This is a genomic window from Corynebacterium sp. HMSC073D01, from assembly GCF_001815555.1.
Classification (GTDB): Bacteria; Actinomycetota; Actinomycetes; order Mycobacteriales; family Mycobacteriaceae; genus Corynebacterium; species Corynebacterium glucuronolyticum.
In genome coordinates this window covers 1-19,359 of record NZ_KV821029.1, presented here as the reverse complement: position 1 = coordinate 19,359, position 19,359 = coordinate 1, and the positions used below count along the sequence as shown (strand labels likewise).

General features: G+C 58.5%; 19 protein-coding genes, 1 other RNA gene and 1 pseudogene. 16 read left to right on the top strand and 5 right to left on the bottom strand.

The window, feature by feature from the left end; genetic code table 11:
• Window positions 1-1,085: pseudogene (locus tag HMPREF3044_RS03860) on the top strand (HNH endonuclease signature motif containing protein); the annotation flags it as partial.
• Between the two features lie 180 nt (window positions 1,086-1,265).
• Window positions 1,266-2,117 carry a S1 family peptidase gene (locus HMPREF3044_RS03855; RefSeq protein WP_246820873.1) on the top strand — a complete coding sequence of 284 codons (852 nt, stop codon included), beginning with the start codon at window positions 1,266-1,268 and terminating at the stop codon, window positions 2,115-2,117.
• A gap of 50 nt (window positions 2,118-2,167) precedes the next feature.
• Here HMPREF3044_RS03855 and hisN read toward each other — a convergent pair whose 3' ends face one another.
• Both hisN and HMPREF3044_RS03845 read right to left on the bottom strand, forming a co-directional pair.
• Window positions 2,168-2,929, bottom strand: a complete 762-nt coding sequence (gene hisN / locus HMPREF3044_RS03850; protein WP_005390238.1) for a histidinol-phosphatase — start codon at window positions 2,927-2,929, stop codon at window positions 2,168-2,170.
• Complete coding sequence (locus tag HMPREF3044_RS03845; protein ID WP_005390237.1) at window positions 2,923-3,771, bottom strand: inositol monophosphatase family protein; 849 nt, start codon at window positions 3,769-3,771, stop codon at window positions 2,923-2,925. The genes hisN and HMPREF3044_RS03845 overlap by 7 nt, the downstream gene beginning before the upstream one ends.
• A 39-nt stretch (window positions 3,772-3,810) precedes the next feature.
• On the opposite strand from HMPREF3044_RS03845, the gene prfB reads away from it, so the two are divergent.
• Together prfB and HMPREF3044_RS03835 are read left to right on the top strand one after the other, a co-directional pair.
• Window positions 3,811-4,911 carry a peptide chain release factor 2 gene (gene prfB, locus HMPREF3044_RS03840; protein WP_070739474.1) on the top strand — a complete coding sequence of 367 codons (1,101 nt, stop codon included), beginning with the start codon at window positions 3,811-3,813 and terminating at the stop codon, window positions 4,909-4,911.
• Between the two features lie 4 nt (window positions 4,912-4,915).
• A complete protein-coding gene (locus HMPREF3044_RS03835; protein ID WP_005390235.1) occupies window positions 4,916-5,473 on the top strand; it encodes a class I SAM-dependent methyltransferase in 558 nt (185 codons plus the stop codon).
• A 49-nt stretch (window positions 5,474-5,522) separates the two neighbouring features.
• Here HMPREF3044_RS03835 and HMPREF3044_RS03830 read toward each other — a convergent pair whose 3' ends face one another.
• On the bottom strand, window positions 5,523-6,614 hold the full coding sequence (locus HMPREF3044_RS03830) for a CAP domain-containing protein (RefSeq protein ID WP_246820872.1): 1,092 nt from the start codon (window positions 6,612-6,614) through the stop codon (window positions 5,523-5,525).
• 308 nt (window positions 6,615-6,922) lie between these two features.
• Between HMPREF3044_RS03830 and HMPREF3044_RS03825 the strand changes: the two genes are divergently transcribed.
• The 11 genes from HMPREF3044_RS03825 (at window position 6,923) to HMPREF3044_RS03775 (ending at window position 15,539) form a co-directional block, all read left to right on the top strand.
• Window positions 6,923-7,891, top strand: coding sequence for a siderophore ABC transporter substrate-binding protein (locus tag HMPREF3044_RS03825; protein ID WP_070739471.1), 969 nt, complete (start codon window positions 6,923-6,925; stop codon window positions 7,889-7,891).
• Window positions 7,892-7,998: 107 nt separating this feature from the next.
• The gene (locus tag HMPREF3044_RS03820; RefSeq protein WP_198481436.1) at window positions 7,999-8,943 is read left to right on the top strand and encodes an ABC transporter permease; all 945 of its coding nucleotides are present in this window, start codon (window positions 7,999-8,001) and stop codon (window positions 8,941-8,943) included.
• A gap of 6 nt (window positions 8,944-8,949) precedes the next feature.
• Window positions 8,950-10,023 (top strand): iron chelate uptake ABC transporter family permease subunit, encoded by a 1,074-nt coding sequence (locus HMPREF3044_RS03815; RefSeq protein WP_070739465.1) that lies wholly within the window; start codon window positions 8,950-8,952, stop codon window positions 10,021-10,023.
• Complete coding sequence (locus HMPREF3044_RS03810) at window positions 10,020-10,772, top strand: iron ABC transporter ATP-binding protein (RefSeq protein ID WP_005390228.1); 753 nt, start codon at window positions 10,020-10,022, stop codon at window positions 10,770-10,772. Before HMPREF3044_RS03815 ends, HMPREF3044_RS03810 begins: the two co-directional genes overlap by 4 nt.
• 122 nt (window positions 10,773-10,894) lie before the next feature.
• Complete coding sequence (ftsE, locus tag HMPREF3044_RS03805) at window positions 10,895-11,584, top strand: cell division ATP-binding protein FtsE (protein WP_005390225.1); 690 nt, start codon at window positions 10,895-10,897, stop codon at window positions 11,582-11,584.
• Window positions 11,581-12,483: a permease-like cell division protein FtsX gene (ftsX, locus tag HMPREF3044_RS03800; protein WP_196793959.1), complete on the top strand. Its 903-nt coding sequence runs from the start codon at window positions 11,581-11,583 to the stop codon at window positions 12,481-12,483. Before ftsE ends, ftsX begins: the two co-directional genes overlap by 4 nt.
• A 61-nt stretch (window positions 12,484-12,544) precedes the next feature.
• On the top strand, window positions 12,545-13,036 hold the full coding sequence (gene smpB, locus HMPREF3044_RS03795) for an SsrA-binding protein SmpB (protein ID WP_005390223.1): 492 nt from the start codon (window positions 12,545-12,547) through the stop codon (window positions 13,034-13,036).
• A gap of 3 nt (window positions 13,037-13,039) precedes the next feature.
• Entirely contained in the window at window positions 13,040-13,405 is a 366-nt protein-coding gene (locus HMPREF3044_RS03790; protein ID WP_070739462.1) for a DUF488 domain-containing protein, read from the top strand.
• Window positions 13,406-13,467: 62 nt separating this feature from the next.
• Window positions 13,468-13,844, top strand: a transfer-messenger RNA (tmRNA) gene (ssrA, locus tag HMPREF3044_RS03785).
• Window positions 13,845-13,986: 142 nt separating this feature from the next.
• Window positions 13,987-14,310, top strand: coding sequence for a hypothetical protein (locus tag HMPREF3044_RS03780; RefSeq protein ID WP_070739459.1), 324 nt, complete (start codon window positions 13,987-13,989; stop codon window positions 14,308-14,310).
• Window positions 14,311-14,441: 131 nt separating this feature from the next.
• Window positions 14,442-15,539: a DMT family transporter gene (locus HMPREF3044_RS03775; protein WP_070739456.1), complete on the top strand. Its 1,098-nt coding sequence runs from the start codon at window positions 14,442-14,444 to the stop codon at window positions 15,537-15,539.
• 59 nt (window positions 15,540-15,598) lie between these two features.
• On the opposite strand, the gene HMPREF3044_RS03770 is transcribed toward HMPREF3044_RS03775, so the two are convergent.
• Together HMPREF3044_RS03770 and HMPREF3044_RS03765 are read right to left on the bottom strand one after the other, a co-directional pair.
• Complete coding sequence (locus HMPREF3044_RS03770; RefSeq protein WP_070739453.1) at window positions 15,599-16,468, bottom strand: 3-hydroxyacyl-CoA dehydrogenase NAD-binding domain-containing protein; 870 nt, start codon at window positions 16,466-16,468, stop codon at window positions 15,599-15,601.
• 423 nt (window positions 16,469-16,891) lie between these two features.
• Window positions 16,892-18,814, bottom strand: coding sequence for a solute carrier family 23 protein (locus HMPREF3044_RS03765; RefSeq protein ID WP_070739450.1), 1,923 nt, complete (start codon window positions 18,812-18,814; stop codon window positions 16,892-16,894).
• A 136-nt stretch (window positions 18,815-18,950) separates the two neighbouring features.
• On the opposite strand from HMPREF3044_RS03765, the gene HMPREF3044_RS03760 reads away from it, so the two are divergent.
• Window positions 18,951-19,316, top strand: a complete 366-nt coding sequence (locus HMPREF3044_RS03760) for a YbaN family protein (protein WP_070739447.1) — start codon at window positions 18,951-18,953, stop codon at window positions 19,314-19,316.
• Window positions 19,317-19,359 lie beyond the last annotated feature (43 nt).

Sequence of the window (19,359 nt, the reverse complement as noted above, 5' to 3'; positions counted from 1 at the left end):
GCCGGGGAGGCGTTTGGCATGTCCAAAAAAGCTTTGGTTCGCCTGGGGTATGATCCCACAACTGCCCACGATATTAAGAAGCTTGCTGGTATCTACTTTGGGCGCGCCAGCGCCCCACGTAAGCAGGAGCTAGCCCGTGAAAAGGCCACCGTGGCCGGGTGTAGTTTTGCTTCATTGAAGGCTATTGAGCGGTTTGTGGTGAAGCTGCCGAAGAAGCACGCGTGGACGATCCGTGAGGCTCTTGTTCCCTACGGGCGTGATATCACCACCATTAACGCCGAGGGCGCGCGCCTTATCCAGCAGTTGAATGAGCACCGGGCCGATAACCCGGATAAGAAGCTCACGTATCGGGCGATCAAAAACTCCACGTTCGCCACCTTGACGCTCACAGCAGAATCCTCCCGGGTGAAGCAGATTTTTGATCGTGCGAAAGCCACGGACAAGACGTGTCCTGCTGATGGGTTAGTCAAGCTGGCTTTGTCTGAAGCAGATGGGTCGCTTCCCACTGTTGGCAAGCCTTTGTTTGTGCTCCCGTTCACTATGGACTTTATGGGGTACACGGAGGAGGAACGAAACAGGTTCGTGTTTTCGCTTACCAATGGTGCGACTATTACGGGTAAGGAGATTGTGGAGGCTGAGCTTGAAAAGGAGGGGATTATTGCTCTTGTCAGTCCCCTTGCTCCGGAGAATTTTGGTTTGTATTCGTTTGAGATGACGGAGGATTCCCGGTTTGCGGATGTGTTGGAGTTTATTAACCAGTCGATTCGTAATCCGGTGTGTCCGCATCCGGGGTGTTCGACTCCTGCCAGTGAGTGCCAGGTGCACCACATTAAAGCGGTGAAAATGGGTGGGAAAACAATCTCCTCTAACCTGATGTTGTTGTGTAAGTTCTTCAACGGCCGCAATGATGATGATCCGGATACACCCATGTACGGCCGGATGGTGCGAATAGACGGGTTGGAGTATTGGAAGCCTGCCTTCGGCGGACCCTTGCAACTCAACATGCACCCGTGTGCCCAAGGCGGGGCCGTGCGTCTTCCCGGATGCAACTCGGCATGCCCATCGACCCCTCACCGCCCGGATAACACCCCACGCCAAAAGCCCGAGCACCCACTCGGGCCATTCGGCATGCCCATATCCGTTACGGAATTACAACATGTTGGTAACAATTGGGTTCCGGAAAACCGCCACCTGGTGTTATCGCATGAGGTTCATGTGAAAGCTGTTATGTTGGAAGAATGCGCCTTGTTTCCACTCTGGCGCGAGTGAGTCTCGCAGCCGTTTCCCTAATTGCCACATCGGCTTTTGCCGTCGTCCCCACCGCCACTGCGGAGCCACTGCAGGAAGAAAACCTGCTTAACTACGAGTGGAAATACGATATTGGCTCTCAGTTCATGGCCCTTAAGCAAGGTGGCGTCTTGCATCGCGCGCCCAACTCTTTCTTCAACGCCCCCGATATTCCGCAGGAAGCCAGGGACGCGGAGGCACGTGGGAGGGCCCTGTTTGGCCCCGGAACCCCAATCTTCGTGCACGCTTTTGATGGCACGCCGCAGAATTTGTGCACGCTTGGCATCGTAGGTTTCGATGCCAAGGGGCGCGGTATAGGAATCACAGCCGCTCACTGTGGCCAGTTCGGTCAGAAGGTGTCGTCGGCGGATGCACAGTCCATCGCGCCCATGGGCACCATTGTCGGTGGGAATAAAGCCCGTGATTACTCCGTCATTGTGTTTGACACGAAGAAGGCGGAGCTGTCCCGCACTTACGACGGCGTTACCGTAAACAGCCTGTCCGGCAGGGCCAATGATGGCGAGCGGATCTGCAAGAAAGGCGTGGGCACCGGCATGACGTGTGGTTTGAACCTCATTACGTCAGAGTCGGTGAGCTTCTCCCAGGTGTGCGCTACTCGTGGCGATTCGGGCGCGCCAATCCTGCGTGGCGACCAGCTCGTCGGCTTCATGTCCGGTGGCATGGATATTGCACCTGGCATTGACACGTCGTGTCGTACACCACTGCAGGGTTTCCTTCACTCCCCGTCGATCGTGACAACCAGCGAGCAGGTCCTTGCTGATCTCAACGAACATGAGGATTACCCCGGCTACGGGCTCCGCTTGCCGTAAAACAGAAAAAGGCCGTGGTTCCATAGAAGGGGCCACGGCCTTTTTGGGTGTTAACGCAGTGCGCGTAGCACGTCGGCGTGTAGCAGCCCATTGGTGGCAACAGCGCTGCCGCCGTAGGGTCCGGGCTCCCCGTCGAGGGAGGTAAACGTGCCGCCTGCTTCGCGGACGAGGATGTCGAGGGCCGCGAGGTCCCAGAGGTTTACCTCAGGTTCGGTGGCGATGTCGATGGCACCCTCGGCGACAAGGCAGTAGGACCAGAAGTCGCCGTAGCCGCGGATTCGCCAGACGGCGTCGGTGAGGTCGACAAATTTTTCTCTGAGCCCGCGGTCCGCCCATCCAGAGAGGGAGGAAAAGCCGAGGGAGGCGTCGGCAAGCGTGGAGACCTTGGACACGTGGAGGGGTGATCCGTTGAGGAATGCGCCACCACCGTCCGTCGCCCACCACCGGCGGGAGAGTGCAGGGGCGGAGACCACGCCGAGGACGGGGGTGTGGCCGTCGCAGAGGGCAATGAGGGTGGCCCAGATCGGCACTCCGCGGACGAAGCTCTTCGTGCCGTCGATGGGGTCGATGACCCACTGGCGCCCGGTGGCGGCGGGCGTGCCGCCGTATTCTTCGCCGAGGATGTCGTCGTCTGGGCGCTCTCGCTCGATGATGCCGCGCAGTGTTTTCTCCACGGCGAGGTCCGCGTCGGAGACGGGGGTGAGGTCGGGCTTGGTGGCGACGTTGAGGTCCTGGGCTTGGAAGCGGTCGAGGGTGATGGCATCGGCGGCCTCCGCGAGGGAGATGGCCAGGGCGAGGTCTTGTTTTAGCATGTCAGTGCCTCCGTCATCTGTGCGACTGCGGTTTTCGGGCCGGCGATCTTCCACACAACGCCCCCGGCGGGAACCTCTGCGGTCACACCACCTGCGGCCTCTACCAGGGCTTTGCCGGGCAGCCAGTCCCAGTCTTTGACGGAGTGTTGCATCCAGCAGCCGAGCGTGCCGTCGGCCACGCTGGCTAGGTCGACGGAGCCGGCGCCGAGCATGCGGACGGTAGCGAACGTACTGGCAACGCGCCGCCAGCAGCCGAGGAGCGTGTCGTCATTAATCCATGTGGGGTGGATGTACGTGCCGAGGCAAACATGTGCGGCATCGGCATCCTCAATGTCTGCGACTTCCTGGCCGTCTCTTGTCGTGGGAATTTCCGGGCCACCGAACCACGTGTAGCCCATTGCGGGGCGGTGAACGGCGCCGAGGTGCACGGTCTCGGGCGCAGATGGGTCGCCGGTGACGAGCGCGAGGGCGGAGCACCAGTAGTCGGAGCCGGAGGCGAAGTTGTAGGTTCCGTCCACCGGGTCGATTACCCACGTCTTTCCGCTTTTCGACGCCTGGGAGGCACCCTCTTCTCCCAGGATGCCGTCGTCGGGGCGAAGGGTTCTAAGCACGTGGGAGACGAAGAACTCCGCCGCTTCGTCGGCCTCGGTAACAACATCGGACACCGACGTTTTCTGGCGGGTAGACACCCCGTTTTCTCGCATCCTCCAGGCGAGGCGTCCGGCGTTATAGACAAGCGACTGTGCGATCCGCGCGTCGTCGTCATGCTGGTGGGCTACGCAGAACGTCTTGGCGATGCTCTGCAACATTTTCTTGGTGATCTTCTCATTAGAGGTGCTCATACCACCCTATTGTGCCCTAGATAGGTAGGCTTATCCATTGTGCAACCCGATGTAGCTTCTGATATTGAGTCCCTGTCCGACACGTTAACCACCATTGAAAAGGTGCTTGACCTTGATGCTCTGGCTGAGCGCGCGCGCGAGCTCGAGCTCACCGCTGCCGACCCTACGCTGTGGAACGATCCGACGAACGCACAGAAGGTTACCTCGGACCTGAGCCACACGCAGTCGACGCTGAAGAAAGTGCGTGCGCTGCGCCAGCGCGTCGATGACCTTCCCGTCATGTACGAGCTCGCCGAGGAAGAGGGCGAGGGGACAGAGCTTGCCGACGACGAGCGCGCCGACCTTCGCCAGGCCATCGAATCGATGGAGGTGCAGACGATGCTCTCCGGCGAATACGACGAGCGCGATGCCGTGGTCACCATCCGTTCCGGGGCCGGCGGTGTGGATGCTGCGGACTGGGCGGAAATGCTCATGCGCATGTACATCCGGTGGGCGGAAAAGGAAGGTCACAAGGTGCAGGTCTTTGACACCTCCTACGCCGAGGAAGCGGGCATCAAGTCCGCTACCTTCCAGGTTTCTGATCCCTACATGTACGGAACGCTCTCGGTGGAGCAGGGCACCCACCGCCTTGTGCGCATCAGCCCGTTCGACAACCAAGCGCGTCGGCAAACGTCCTTTGCGGAGGTCGAGGTCCTTCCCGTGGTGGAGAAAACGGACCACATCGACATTCCCGATTCCGATGTCCGCGTGGACGTGTACCGTTCCTCCGGACCCGGCGGCCAGTCGGTGAACACGACGGATTCAGCGGTCCGTATCACGCACATTCCGACGGGCATCGTGGTGACGTGTCAGAACGAGAAGTCGCAGATCCAGAACCGCGCGTCGGCGATGGCTGTTCTCCAGTCCCGCCTGTTGGAGCGCAAGCGCCAGGAGGAGCAGGCGGAGATGGACGCGCTCGGCGCCGGTGGGGAGGCAAGCTGGGGCAATCAGATGCGCTCCTACGTGCTCCACCCGTACCAGATGGTGAAGGATTTGCGGACCAACTACGAGGTGGGCGACCCGTCGAAGGTACTCGACGGCGACATCGACGGGTTCCTTGAGGCGGGAATTCGTTGGCGGATGGCTGAAAGCGACAAATAACGCGATGGTGTCAACAGCGGAAGAGTGGGACGAGCGCTACCGTCAGGTTGACCGCATGTGGAGCGGCAACCCCAACGAGTCGCTCATCTACGCCGTCCAGGCGCTGGCGCTCTCGCCGGGTAAGGCTGCGGACGTGGGCTGCGGTGAGGGGGCCGATGCGTTGTGGCTATCCGACGCGGGGTGGCAGGTGACTGCCTTTGACCCCTCGGCGGTGGCAGTTTCCCGCGCTCGCTCAGCCGACGCGGATGGCGCTGTTGAGTGGCGAGTGTGTGGGATCGAAGATTTTCCGGACAGTCCCACGTACGATCTCGTCACCGCCATGTATCCTGTGCTCCCGCCTACGCAGGAGGCGTGCGACCAGCTGCGGCGTCTCCTTGCCCCCGGTGGTGTTCTCTTGTTCGTCCATCATCATGGAAGCTTTGATTGTCTTACCCCCGCGATGGTTGCGGAGCTTTCCGACGCGCGTGTGCTCATCAATGAAACCCGCTCCCGCCACGTCACCCATGGCACCGGTTCCCACCACCACGACGACCATATCGTCGCCGTCACTTTTCCCCACTAGGCAGAAGAAAGCCGGCAGGCGTGAACCTGCCGGCAAAAGCGGTGAGCGGCTAGAAGTTGAGGATTCCGGCCTGCTGCGCAGCGCTGACGACCGCGCTAATAATCCCGAGGATACCGAGGGCGAGGAAGATTCCCGCGATGGCTTTCTCCCCATCGGTAGCAGTCTCCGAGGACAGGACATCCGAGTTCGAGCTGATGTTGTTGATGTCCATGCTGGTCGCAGTTCCCTGCTGGTCGGGCTTGGGATTCTGAGGCTTGGGGTCCTGCGGCGTCGGCTTAGAGGGCTTGGGATCCTGAGGCTTGGGGTCCTGCGGTGCCGGGTCCTGTGGTTTCGGCGTACTAGGAGTGTTGGAGATGATGCCGGTCGGTGTCTCTCCGCTCACAGCGGCACGGTACAAGTTCACCGTCTGCTTTCCTGCAGGGAGGGTATCCTCCTCGATTGGGGCATGAGACCCAATACTGGCACCAATGTACTTGTTGCCATTTAATTCCTTTACATACCCGAAACCGTAATAGCGGTGAGCGGGGTTGATCAGGTTCATCACATGGCCTGTGTTGTTTTGGAATGTGCCGTTGGTTGCTTTAAGTGGGCTCTCCTCGCCCTTCCCCCAACCCTCATAGATCATGTAGCCAATTCCAACGTCTGTAGGTCGGTAGATGAGATTTTCCGACCATCCGTTGTGGCCGTTATACGTCGCCGAGAAAGCGTTTCCGCACGCGTCAGCGGAACTCAATTGGCATGAGGAGTTTGTTGGGCGGGTGTGAGTGAGTTCCCTTGTGTAGGCGTTTTCTGCAGCGCGCTGGACAGCGATGCGTGTAAGGCCACCGTCAGACTGTACGGCATTGACGTAGGCCTCCTTCGTATTGAGACCGCTCTTTCTTGCTAGTTCTCGTATGCTCTGGCCTTCGAACGGAAGATCCAAGTCCCACGCGCGGGCGCGGTACTTTTTCAGTGCCTCGATACCTTCAGTGCGGGAGTCTGAGAAATCAAACGTGACTGGGATGGCCTTGAATTGGGAGGTGGGGACGTTAAGTTCGACACCGGTGGTGGGGTCTGGATCGGCAAGTGCAGGGGAGGCCGTGACCAGGCCAGTGGCGAGCATGGATGCGGTAAGCGCGGCGGTGAAGCGGTAGTGGCTCACGATGGGGTCCTTTCAACGAGAATATTGATCTGCAAAAATGTTACCAGAATTTTGCGATCGCACTGTGAAATGCCTGTGAGTGGGGATAGGCGCTGGTTTTGAGTTAGCTCGCCCTATATTAGGGTTGACTTACTTTTTGTTAAATCGCTATGGTGTTCTTAATTACGCAATGGAAATGTTGCGTAAAAGACGCGTTCGAGGGCGTGAATGCTGCGCCATGCCCCGTCGGTCGAAAAGATGAAAACGTGGATTTTCGGCGGGACGGAAACCACACGTTGCCGCGGCACGCGGCGTAGAAAGGTGACTTCATGGCTCACAAGAAAATTGCCGGGCTGATCGCTGGCTTCCTGGCAACTGGTCTGGTTCTTTCCGGTTGCTCTAACGCGACCACGTCTGAGACAACGACGCAGGCGGCTGAGGCTGCTACCGTCACAGTCGACACGGATAACGGGCCCGTGGAGGTCCCGGTCAACCCGGAGTCGGTGGTTAGCCTCGATAACCGCACCTTTGAGACGCTGTCCGATTGGGGTGTAAAGCTCAAGGCCGCGCCGCGGGAGCTCATGCCGCACACCATCTCTTACAAGGATGATGAGTCGATCGTGGACATCGGAAACCACCGAGAGCCGAACCTCGAGGCCATCGTGGCAGCCAACCCGGACCTTATTATTCAGGGGCAGCGCTTCAGCAAGTACGCCGATGATCTGAAGGAGCTGGCCGGCGATGCCGCCTTCGTTGACCTCAACGTGCGCGAAGGGCAGCCGCTTGATTCCGAGCTGAAGCGCCAGACGACGGAGCTGGGCAAAATCTTTGATAAGAGCAAGGAGGCAGAAGCCCTCAACACGCAGCTTGATGATGCCGTCGAGAAGGTGAAGGCGGCGTACAAGCCGGAGGAGAAGGTTCTCGCCGTCAACGTTTCCGGTGGCAAGATTGGTTTCATCGCGCCGGAGAAGGGACGCGCGATCGGCCCGCTGTACCCGATCCTGGGGCTCACGCCTGCTCTGCAGGTGGAGAACTCCTCCGATAACCACAAGGGTGACGAGATCTCCGTCGAGGCGATCGTCGCGGCCAACCCGCAGTGGATCCTCGTGCTCGACCGCGACGCCGCAATCGATGACAACGCAACTCCTGCCAAGGAGGTCCTGGAAAATAACGATGCTCTCAAGAACGTCGATGCTGTCAAGAACGGCCACGTCGTGTACATGCCTGCTGACACGTACACCAACGAGTCCATCCAGACCTACATCGAATTCCTGAACGAGCTCGCCAGCAAGTTGTAAATTACGCGATTTGAGAATTGACCCTTTCGCGCCTGCGGAAGGGGCTTCACCAAAGTAACGAGGAGGCCAACTCGATGAGCACACCGCTAGCTACCAGGAGACCGAGAATGGAAAGGACCTGGAAACTCGTGGTGGCGGTTGTTGTGGTTGTGGCGCTTCTCGTTGCTTCGCTGTTTACGGGGGTCTACGACCTTACAGGCGAAGACGGTGTGGAGATGTTCTTCACCACGCGCGTCCCGCGCACCGTGGCTCTTATTTTGGCGGGGGCAGTTATGGCCATGAGCGGTCTCGTGATGCAGCTCATCACACAGAACCGCTTCGTTGAGCCGACAACGACGGGCACGACAGAGTGGGCGGGCCTCGGTCTCATTGGGATCATGATTGTCTGGCCGACGGCGCCGATCATCGTCCGCATGATCGCCGCGGTTGTGGCCGCGACGATCGGCACGACAATCTTCTTTCTCTTCCTGCGTCGGGTGTCGCTGCGCAGCTCTCTTGTGGTTCCCATCGTGGGGATCATGCTCGGGGCGGTTGTTGGAGCCTTGTCGACGTTTGTTGCCCTGCAATTCGATATGCTCCAGGCCCTAGGTGTTTGGTTCGCAGGCTCGTTTACCTCGGTGATTAAGGGGCAATACGAGGTCTTGTGGATCGTCACCATTGTCCTTGTCGTTGTGTGGTTCATTGCGGATCGGCTGACGGCTGCCGGATTGGGTGAGGACGTCGCCACCAACCTGGGGATTAACTACAAGCACGTGATGCTCACAGGCACGCTCCTGATCGCGGTTGCCACCGGGGTGGTTACCGTCGTTGTGGGTAACCTTCCATTCATCGGGCTGATCGTGCCTAACATTGTTTCTCTCATGTTGGGCGACAACTTGCGCAAGAACCTGCCGTGGGTGGCACTTCTCGGCATCGGCACCGTCACTGCGTGTGACCTCATCGGTCGAACGATCATCATGCCGTTCGAGATTCCCGTGTCGGTGGTGCTCGGTGTCGTCGGCGCTGCTGTGTTCATCGCACTGCTTGTACGGACGACGAAGAAGGCAGGGTAGGAAGAGATGACTCGGATTGTGAAGACAAAACCCGTTGATGCGTCGACGACCGCAACCGAAGGAGCGTCGACAAGCAAAAACAGGAGACGGGGACCGTTCGGAACAGCCCACGGCAGGCGCGTGTACGCCGTTACGTTCGTGGTCGTCCTTGCGTGCTGCGTGTTGTTTACCTCGGGTCTTCTCATGTATAAGAATCCGATGGAATTTGGGACGCCAGGTTTTTGGCTGATTGCGAAGCGCCGCGCGGTGTCTCTTGTCGCGATGGCGATTGTCGCCGTGTGCCAGTCGCTCGCCACGGTCTGCTTCCACACGGTCACATCCAACCGGATCCTCACGCCGTCGATCATGGGTTTTGAGTCTTTGTACCGGCTCATCGCGACGGCGACGGTGTTCTTCCTGGGCTCGGCGGCCCTCGTGCACTTTGAGGGGATTGGACTATTCCTCCTCCAAGTTGCGCTCATGGTGGGGCTTTCGCTCGCGCTGTACGGCTGGCTGTTTATCGGCGGGGTGAAAAACCTTCACCTGATGCTGCTCGTTGGCATCGTCATCGGCGGAGGACTGGGCTCTGTGGCCACCTTTATGCAGCGGATGTTGTATCCATCGGAGTTCGATGTCCTCGCGGCGCGTCTTTTCGGTTCCGTCAATAACGCCGACGCGGCGCTCTTCCCTGTCGCAATCCCCCTCGTCGTGCTGGCGGCTGCGGGCCTATTCGCCCTGTCTGGGAAGCTGAACCTCATCAGCCTGGGGGAGGACATTGCCATTAACCTCGGCGTGAATCACAAGCGAGTGGTAATCGCCGTCCTAGCTCTCGTTTCCGTGCTTATGGCCGTGTCCACGTCCCTTGTGGGGCCGATGACGTTCCTTGGGTTCCTCGTCGCTACGCTCACTTACCAGTCCTGCGACACCTACGATCACCGGCGTCTTCTGCCGCTGTCGGTATTCATGTGTTACGCGATCCTCACTGGCGCGTACTTCTTTATGAATCACGTTTTCCATGCGCAGGGCGTGGTGTCGGTTGTTATTGAGCTCGTCGGTGGGCTCGCATTCCTGTGGGTCATTATGAAGAAAGGACGCCTATGATCACCCTCGAAAATGTACACAAGATCTACGGCTCCGACACCTCGGTCGGCCCCGTTACCCTCGATATTCCCGCCCACGGCGTGACTGCACTGGTTGGTCCGAATGGGGCGGGGAAGTCCACGTTGTTGACCATGATCGGTCGCCTTCTCAAAATGGATGAGGGTACGATCACCGTCGGTGGCATGGACGTGTCCTCCGCGAAGTCTGCGGATTTGGCCACGGTTCTGAGCATTCTCCGGCAGGAAAACCATTTCATCACGCGTCTCACCGTCCGTCAGCTTGTGGCCTTTGGTCGCTTCCCCTATAACAAGGGGCGCACAACCGTGGCCGATGAAGAGATCATTGACCGGTACATTCGTTTCTTCGAGCTGGAGGAGTTGGAGGATCGCTACCTCGATGAGCTCTCTGGTGGGCAGCGGCAGCGCGCCTACGTGGCGATGGTTCTCACCCAGGAAACCGAGTATGTCCTCTTGGATGAGCCCCTGAACAATTTGGACATCGCCCATTCGGTGCAGATGATGCGGATGCTGCGGCGCGCCGCTGATGAATTCGGCCGCACGATCGTCGTCGTTCTCCATGATCTCAACTTTGCTGCCCAGTACGCCGATTGCATCTGCGCGGTGAAGAACGGCCAGGTTTTTGCACAGGGTAGTGTGGACGAGGTCATGGTGGATTCGACGTTGTCCGAGCTCTTTGGTACGCCGATCACGGTCATCGATGGCCCGCGCTGCAAGCTCGCCTGTTTCTAGTACGCTTTTCGACGCTCCGTCTCTTGCGGTTGGCGGTTGCGCAGCTCTCGGTTCGGGGATTCCCACCAAATCCACAGCTATAGGTGGGGAAGACGTGACGAACATGGACTAGAGTGACTTCTGTGATCACATTTGACGCTGTTACTAAAACGTACAAGACGTCGACTCGGCCTGCGCTGGACAATGTAAGCGTGGAGATTGGCAAGGGGGAATTTGTCTTCCTCATCGGCCCATCGGGATCGGGCAAGTCGACCTTCTTAGAGCTCATGCTGAAAGAAGTAGACCCCACCTCAGGTGACGTGTATGTGGGGGACTACCACGTCAATACACTGCGCGGAAAGGCCGTTAACCAGCTGCGCCAGCATCTGGGCTACGTGTTCCAGGATTTCCGTCTGCTACCCGGCAAGACCGTTTTCGAGAACGTGGCGTTCGCCCTCGAAGTGATTGGTAAGCGCAAATCTACGATCCCAGACAAGGTGGAGGAGACTCTGGAACTCGTGGGACTTGCCGGCAAGGACAACCGTTACCCGCAAGAATTGTCCGGTGGCGAGCAGCAGCGCGTGGCCGTGGCCCGTGCCTTTGTGAATCGTCCGCTTGTGCTCCTCGCCGACGAGCCGACCGGCAACCTCGATCCTGACACCGCCAACGACATCATGGTGGTGTTGAATCGGATTAACCAGCTGGGTACGACAGTGGTCATGAGTACGCACAACGCGCAGGCTGTGGATTCAATGCGGCGGCGCGTCATCGAGCTGCACAACGGCGTTTTGGTCAGAGACGATGCACATGGCGTGTACGGACAGGGGCGATAGGAATGGGATACGTACTTAAAGAGGGCCTCAAAGGCCTGGGTCGTAACATTACGATGACCCTCGCCCTCATCATTACCACCGCCATCTCGCTGGCGCTTCTGGCCACCGGTTTCCTAGTGACCAACGTGACCAGTGACACGAAAGACATTTACCTGGAGCGCGTTGAGGTGATGGTGCTTCTCGACGAGGAGATTTCTGCCAACGACGAGAACTGTTCCACCCCGGCCTGCCGTGAGGTACTTTCCGCCCTGGACAGCAAGGACGGCGTGGATTCGGTGACGTTCCGCAACCGTGCCCAGAGCTTCGAGCGCTTCAAGGAGATGTTTGAGAAGACGGACCCGGTGCTTGTGGAGGAGACATCCCCTGACGCGCTGCCGGCCACGATCTATGTGCGGCTGACGGATCCGCTGAACCCCGCGCCGCTCGATGCGGTGCGCGATATGAAACAGGTCACCGATGTCGTCGACCAGGCAGATGACCTGCAGGCAGCAACGAAGAACCTGGATGCGGTGCGCAACGCAACCTTCGTTGTGGCTGCTGTCCAAGCACTTGCTGCACTGTTCCTCATCGGCAACATGGTACAGATCGCCGCCTTCCACCGCCGTGAGGAGGTCTCCATCATGCGCATGGTGGGTGCATCTCGCTGGTACACGCAGGCACCATTCGTCCTCGAGGCTGTCCTATCCACGCTGATCGGCGCAGTGGTTGCCATCGGTGGCCTGTTCCTGGGGAAGAACTTTGTTGTCGACCCGGCACTGCAGCCACTGTACGATTCGCGCCTTATCGCGCCCATCACCGCATCCGACCTGTGGACAGTCTGGCCACTGGTCACCCTCCTCGGACTCATTGCGTCCGGCGTGACTGCCTACGTCGCACTCCGGCTGTACGTAAGGAAGTAACAGTTAGCAGCACACGGCTACGGCTAGTGGCATTGAGCGACGCGTAAGATGGGTAACCACTATGGGCAAGAAGAAGAAAAAGAACGCTGGCGGTAACGTCGTCGCCACCAACCGTCGTGCCCGCCACGATTACAACATCCTGGAGACCTACGAGTGTGGAATTTCGCTTGTGGGCACTGAGATCAAGGCGATCCGCGAGGGGCACGTTAACCTCGCGGATGCCTTCGCCATCATTGAGCACGGCGAAGTGTGGCTCCGTAACCTCAACATTCCCGAATACAGCCTGGGTACATGGACAAACCATCGCCCCATGCGGCACCGCAAGTTGTTGCTGCACCGGAAGGAAATCGACTCCCTTGCCGGCAAGGTTCGCGACGGCAACAAGACACTCGTGCCATTGAAGCTGTACTTCAAAGACGGCCTGCTCAAGGCCGAACTCGCCCTGGCAGAGGGCAAGCAGGACTACGACAAGCGTGAAGACATCAAGCGGCGTACGGAAGAGCGCGAAGTTGTTCGTGAACTCGGCCGTCGAGTGAAGGGAATCAAGGCATAGCAGATGATCACCTGCGTCAAAATTCATGACCTACGTAAAGACCCAGAACTAGCCCGTGGCACCACCGTGCTCGTGGATCGCCTGTGGCCGCGTGGTGTGAAGAAGGATGCCGTGCACCTGGACCACTGGCTGAAAAACGTTGCCCCAAGCCCGGAGCTGCGGAAGTGGTTCAACCACGACGAGGAAAAGTTTGAGGAGTTTTCCACCCGCTACCGCAAGGAGTTGAACGCTTCGGAGGAGGAGGACGTCGACAAGCTTCAAAAACTCGTCTCCGATGGTGATGTCACCCTCGTGTTTGCCGCGAAAGATCGCGACACCAACCACGCGGTGGTGCTGAAGAAGTGGCTTGAGGAATGGCTTGAGGAATAAACCGTCAACGGGTATCGTTGAACTTCTTGCAGAAGATGCACAATCCCGCTGCAAGTTAAAACGGGGCTGACTTTTGGTTTCGACTTCGTTTGTTAAGCCAGGGGAAGCGTGCCGGTGCAGGCAACGACCACCGTGAGCGTCGTAGCAACTTATTAAGCGCCGAGAATACTCAGCGCGACTACGCACTCGCTGCATAAAGCGACTGCCTAGTCTGTCGGCCCAGGTTTGCCTCTGACCTGGTTACCGGCATCGACTAAGAGGCTTGGGTTTCTCCCGCGTCGGCGGGGGAGGAACCGACATTTTACCGTCGACTGGGCTCATCATCCGGACGTGTTTGCCCGAGCCGGAGAGCCGAGTAGAGATGCCAGCGCGAACTGCGCACGGAGAAGCCCTGGCTAAATGGCGAAGGACCCGGGTTCGATTCCCGGCAGCTCCACGAGTAGGGAAACCCCAGACCGGTAACGGCCTGGGGTTTTCTTTCGTTTACCAGCCTCTTGATGCCGTGCAACCCTGCTGTGGATCGAATGGTTCGCAGCGCCCGAGACCGGGGATGCCGAGGTCGTCCCGGACGATGAAGCGCTATGGCTACAAGCGAATCACGATGGGGCAGTCCAAACAACCAAGACGATGCCGTCAAGGAGCCAGACGCTCCCGAGAACGATAGTCAGGACAACTCCAACGAGGAGAACAATTCCGGAGAGAAAGAAAAAGAAACCTTCGACCGGGAGTACGTCAAGAAGCTTCGCGACGAAGCAGCAAAGTACCGCACGAAGGCGAAGGAGCTGGAGCCGTTGGCGCAGAAGATGCGTGAGCTTGAGGAGTCGAAGAAGACTGACCTCGAAAAGGCTCAGGATCGCATCAAACAGCCGGAAGAGGTAGGCCAGGCATCTGGAACCGTGTGCTAAGGGAGAAAACAACTCTACGTGGACACTCGTTTTCACTTGCCCGATAGGCGTAATGTTCGAGGTAATGGATAGGGTGAGTCGGCACCGCTAGCGGGGTGCTGGCTGTACGGTTGGCTCTGGAAGGAAGTGCGATGACTCTTCGCTGGTGGGCTAGCCTCATTGCGCTTTTGGCAGCGACGCTGTACGCGCTCAGCGTGCCACTGTCCAAGATTCTGTTTGAGCACATGAGCTCCACCATGACTGCCGCTATGTTTTACCTCGGCGCGGGGTTCGCCATGGCGATCATCGCGGTTGTAGAAAAACGGCGCGCCCAAACGGACCGCTCATGGATGCCTCCGCCGCGACTTGTTCGCTCAGATCTGCCGTACACCATCGCCATGGTGGTTTTAGACATAGCAGCCCCCATCCTCCTTCTCGCAGGTGTCGCACGGACGCAGGCCGCGACAGTCTCCCTCCTCAACAACTTTGAGATCGTCGCGACGGCGCTTATCGCTCTCGTGTTCTTTGGCGAGAAGGTCTCCCGGAGGCTGTGGGTCGGTATTGGGCTCGTGTTGTTCGCATCCGTACTGCTCACCGCCGATGCTGGGGATCTCGCAGGAGGTTTTTCCCTGAACAGTGGTGCGTTGCTTGCTCTCGCCGCGACGGTGTGTTGGGGTGTGGAAAACAACTGCACGAGGAAGATTTCTGACAAGGACTCGACTCAAATCGTGCTCATTAAAGGCCTGGGGTCAGGTACCGGTTCCCTCACGATCGCTCTCGCACTTGGCGACGCTGTGCCCGCCATACCCTGGATCTTCGCAGCACTTGTCATCGGCGCATTCGCCTTCGGCCTGTCCATCAAGTTGTATATCGTGGCGCAAAGACATCTGGGTGCCGCAAAGACATCGGCTTTCTACTCCGTCGGCCCGTTCATCGGCGTTTTCTTTAGCTTTGTCATGCTGAGAGAACACATGACCGGGCAGTTCTTCCTGGCAGCAGCCGTCATGGTCGTGGCCACCATCGTCATTGCCCTGGACACGATCGGCATCCAGCACACCCACGAGCACGTGCATGTGCACACGCACGAGCATTCACACGGTGACCTTGTACACACCCACCCCCATGCCCACGCGCACTCCCATACCCATGCGCATGGACAAGACATGTCGCTCCACGAGCACACCCACCCCGACTTTCCCGATCATGACGCTGATTTCCCCGGTCACGGCGGGCATAACGAGGTGGACTGACAGTCAGGGACACAAGCGCGCACCGGGAAATATCGGTGCGCTCCTTTGTGGACGATGGTTTACTTTTTGTCCCCTCTGACCTCGAGAAACCCCTGCAAGTCATGGTCGCGCTTGGCGATGCGGGCATCCGGGTCGTCGCCGAAGGCCTCCTCGACAGCTGTGAAAATATCCTCCATGTGGCCCAGATCCGGTTGGAGCGGCTTCAAGGTCGTATCCCAGTCGTAGGCAATATTTTCAAAAAACCCACGAATGCCCTGTTTACCCCCACCGAGCTGGTTCGCCTCGAACGGGCCGACGGTGGCATACCGCAAACCAAGGGAGTTGCGAACGATGCGGTCGGCTTCCTCGACATCGACGACGCCCTCTTGCACCAGGCCGATGAGCTCCCACATGATGATCTTCTGGATGCGGTTGCCCACAAATCCCGGAATCTCTTTCTTCAGTTGCGAGGGGTCCAGGCCAATCTCTTTGTACACCGCCAGGGCCTTATCGACGATCTCCTGCGAGGTTCCCGGTCCGGGGACGATCTCAAGCACAGGCATTAGAGACGGAGGGGTGAACGGGTGACCGATAAGGATCCGGTCTGCAGCCGGGTTGCCCTCGGCAATTTTCGACGGAAGGAGGGCACTACTCGACGATGCAAGCGGCACACCGTCGTCTGTGGCTGTGGCAAGATCGGCGAACATCTGTCGCTTGATCTCGATCTTTTCCGGCCCCGACTCCTGGACGAAGTCCACCCCCTCGGCTGCCTTTTTCATGTCTGTGGAAAAGGTAACCGTCGTCCCGAATCTGTCGCCGAATGTATCTGTGACCTTCTCCTCAACCTCGGCTGCGACATCGGCGATGTGGACATTCCAGCCGGAGTTGACAAAGCGCTGTGCGAACGACATTCCAATGAGACCCGCCCCTACAATCAATGCCGTACTCATGCCTCGACTCTACGCCGCGAAAAGTCCTACGAACTCGCTAAATAACCCTCATATAGGGGTGTTAACAAAAAGAAAACATATAACAATGGTGCAGGTGCCTGGAAAACGGGGTTGGGGTGGCAAACCAGTATCCTCTTGTCGGGAGTGCCTCATGCGACCGGACGATCCGGTTAGGTGCTGGTGAAACCTCCGTGGACAGCGGGAAGCCGAAAGGGAGATACGTTTCACCACATGCGCCCTCCTCATTCCCGAATGGAAAGGATAGCTTTTCTGGGGTGCACCGGTAGCCTGATGCCACGACGAGTAAAGCAATAAAGAACCTCTAGAATCCGCCCCCATCGGGATCGAAAAAGCCCCCGCTCGTCGGAATCGCTGTTGCATTCCGCTGGGCGGGAGCCAACCGTTTCGCGGTAGAAGGTCGTATTACTCCACTTCGGTGAACTTACGATCCCATGCAGAGCGGACCGGGTTAGCATCGGCAAGAAGGAGATCAAAGCGGTCGTTGGCGATCTCGACGATTTCCGAAAGGATCGCGCGGTGCTCCTGCTCCGGGGAGTTGGCGAGGCGACGCACACCCGCATCGATAACGCGATCGACGGTGTCGTTGGTGTCTAGGTAGGCGACAAACGGCATGTTGAACTTGTCGTGGTAGGCGGTGGAGATGTCTTTCAACTTGGCGGTCTGAACGCTGTCCAGATCCGTAAGCCCAAGTGAACCGCGATCGGCGGAGATCGACGACGACTCCGAGTCGTCGACAAGCAAAAGCTCCGCCATGGACGGGTAGTCGTGGACGAGGGCCTCGCGCTTTTCTGCGGGGGCAGTCAGTACCGCGACCTGGATCGCCGCGCGCAACTCGTTGACATCGTTGAAGGGGCGGGCCTCCCAGGCCGTCTCCAGGGGGAAGACCTCGTTGTTAAACAGGGGACGAAGGGCAGCGACGAACTCGTCGCGATCCATCTGGTTGAGCTCCGTCAGGGTTACTCCCTTGCCCGTCGCCCGTGATACACGCGCCCCACTCTGCTTTCCGACGTGGAAGAACAACAGGTTGAGAGCAATAGCGGTAATGGCGCCGAGAGACATACCGGAGGAGACGAACGTCTGAGTCCAGGCGGGGAATACCTCTGCGATCTCGGGCTTGAAGGTCACGAGCATGGCCAGCCCCAGCGCAGTGGTGACAATCGCAGCGTTGCGGCCGTCGGAAAGATCCGCCTTGGCGATGGTTTGCAGGCCGACCCAGGCGACGTTGGCGAACAGTGCAAGGGACGCGCCGCCTAGAACAGGTGAAGGGATGGAGGCGACGACCGCACCGGCCTTGGGGAGGAGACCCAAAAAGATCATGAACCCGGCGGCAGTGGTTGCGACCCACCGCGACTTCACGCCGGTCAGGCGCACAAGACCGACGTTTTGTGCGAAGCACGTGTACGGGAAGGAGTTCATGACACCACCGATGAATGTGGATACACCGTCGGCGCGGATGGCGCGCACAACATCGTCTCGGCGGATACGTTTCTTGACGATTTCGCCGGTGGCAAAGACATCCCCAGTGGTCTCAACCATGGTGATGATCATGACGATGATCATGGAAAAGATCGCGACGAGATCGAAGCGAGGCATACCGAAGTAGAAGGGGGTGGTGATGCCGAATGCGTTGGCCGTTGCAACATCAGCAAAAGAAGTATCGCCAAGAATCAGTGCCACGGCAGTGCCGAGGACGAGGCCGATGAGAACCGACAACGTGCCGAGGAAGCCATGGAAGAAGCGCTGGACAAGCACGATAACTGCCAGCGTGCCGAACCCGTAGAGGAGATCGCGCGTGGCCGGGACACCTTCGGCGTAGTTGACGAAGTCATTGGTGGAAACCGCAAGCAGTGAAGTACCCATGACCAGCAGCACCGTACCGGTAACGATGTGGGGGAAGTACTTCAGCACCCGACCGAACACGGGAGCCGCGAAGAACGTGAACAAGCCCGACACGATGATGGCGCCGTAAATGGTGGGAAGCGAAGCGACACCGCCCTCACCGTTGGTCGCGCCCAAGCCGATAGCGATAATGGGGGACACGGCCGTTGTTGTCACGCCCTGAATAATGGGCAACCGCACGCCAACGTGCTTGCCGATGCCCACCGACTGGATAATGGTGGCGATGCCACAGGTCAGCAGATCGGCGTTAATGAGGTGAATCGTTGTCGCAGAATCGAGATTGAGCGAACTGGCGATCAGCAGCGGCACAATGACGGCACCTGCGTAGAAAGCAAGCACGTGCTGCAAGCCAAGGGCGGCAAGTTTCGGTGCCGACGGGACAGCATCAACCGGATGGGTTAACTGAGCTGTGGTTTCTTCAGCCACGGAAGGTCCTCCTAAACCACGGAAAGGCGAAAAGATACAGTTGTTAGCGTAATGCTCGCGATGCATAAAGCACCATTTGTTTTTTGGGGATCGCCCCCACCTGGTCGCCGGCAAAACACGCAGACGGGAGGCGACGATGAAACGCGCAATATTCTTCACCGGCGGTGTCATCAACATGGCACTCGCACTTATCGGTGTTGCATTGCCGATCCTGCCCACCACGCCATTTGCCCTCGCCGCCGTATTTTTCTTCGCCCGGAGTTCGCCGAAATTCGAGAACTACGTTCGCACGCACCCGGTCATCGGGTCCTACATCTCCAACTACGAAAAAGGGGAGATGACGCGCAGCGCCAAGAAGAAAACCCTCGGATCACTGTGGGGGACGATGATCATCTCCATGCTCATTACCGGAGTTGTCGTAGGGATCTGGTGGGTCCCCGTCATCCTTTTCGTCGTTGCGAGCTGCGTAACCGCGCATATCTGGAGAATGCGGGAACCTTAAACCTCAACTTAACCTGCGGGTTTGTGGTTTTGTTGGTGTGTGG

What these genes read in the sequence shown, in the direction of transcription:
- HMPREF3044_RS03845 (WP_005390237.1), bottom strand. Translation starts at nt 3,771, where the DNA reads ATGAGCACCTCTAATGAGAAGATCACCAAGAAAATGTTGCAGAGCATC.
- HMPREF3044_RS03815 (WP_070739465.1), top strand. Translation starts at nt 8,950, where the DNA reads ATGACTCGGATTGTGAAGACAAAACCCGTTGATGCGTCGACGACCGCA.
- HMPREF3044_RS03775 (WP_070739456.1), top strand. Translation starts at nt 14,442, where the DNA reads ATGACTCTTCGCTGGTGGGCTAGCCTCATTGCGCTTTTGGCAGCGACG.
- smpB (WP_005390223.1), top strand. Translation starts at nt 12,545, where the DNA reads ATGGGCAAGAAGAAGAAAAAGAACGCTGGCGGTAACGTCGTCGCCACC.
- HMPREF3044_RS03780 (WP_070739459.1), top strand. Translation starts at nt 13,987, where the DNA reads ATGGCTACAAGCGAATCACGATGGGGCAGTCCAAACAACCAAGACGAT.
- HMPREF3044_RS03825 (WP_070739471.1), top strand. Translation starts at nt 6,923, where the DNA reads ATGGCTCACAAGAAAATTGCCGGGCTGATCGCTGGCTTCCTGGCAACT.
- HMPREF3044_RS03810 (WP_005390228.1), top strand. Translation starts at nt 10,020, where the DNA reads ATGATCACCCTCGAAAATGTACACAAGATCTACGGCTCCGACACCTCG.
- HMPREF3044_RS03835 (WP_005390235.1), top strand. Translation starts at nt 4,916, where the DNA reads ATGGTGTCAACAGCGGAAGAGTGGGACGAGCGCTACCGTCAGGTTGAC.
- hisN (WP_005390238.1), bottom strand. Translation starts at nt 2,929, where the DNA reads ATGCTAAAACAAGACCTCGCCCTGGCCATCTCCCTCGCGGAGGCCGCC.
- HMPREF3044_RS03820 (WP_198481436.1), top strand. Translation starts at nt 7,999, where the DNA reads ATGGAAAGGACCTGGAAACTCGTGGTGGCGGTTGTTGTGGTTGTGGCG.
- HMPREF3044_RS03770 (WP_070739453.1), bottom strand. Translation starts at nt 16,468, where the DNA reads ATGAGTACGGCATTGATTGTAGGGGCGGGTCTCATTGGAATGTCGTTC.
- HMPREF3044_RS03760 (WP_070739447.1), top strand. Translation starts at nt 18,951, where the DNA reads ATGAAACGCGCAATATTCTTCACCGGCGGTGTCATCAACATGGCACTC.
- HMPREF3044_RS03790 (WP_070739462.1), top strand. Translation starts at nt 13,040, where the DNA reads ATGATCACCTGCGTCAAAATTCATGACCTACGTAAAGACCCAGAACTA.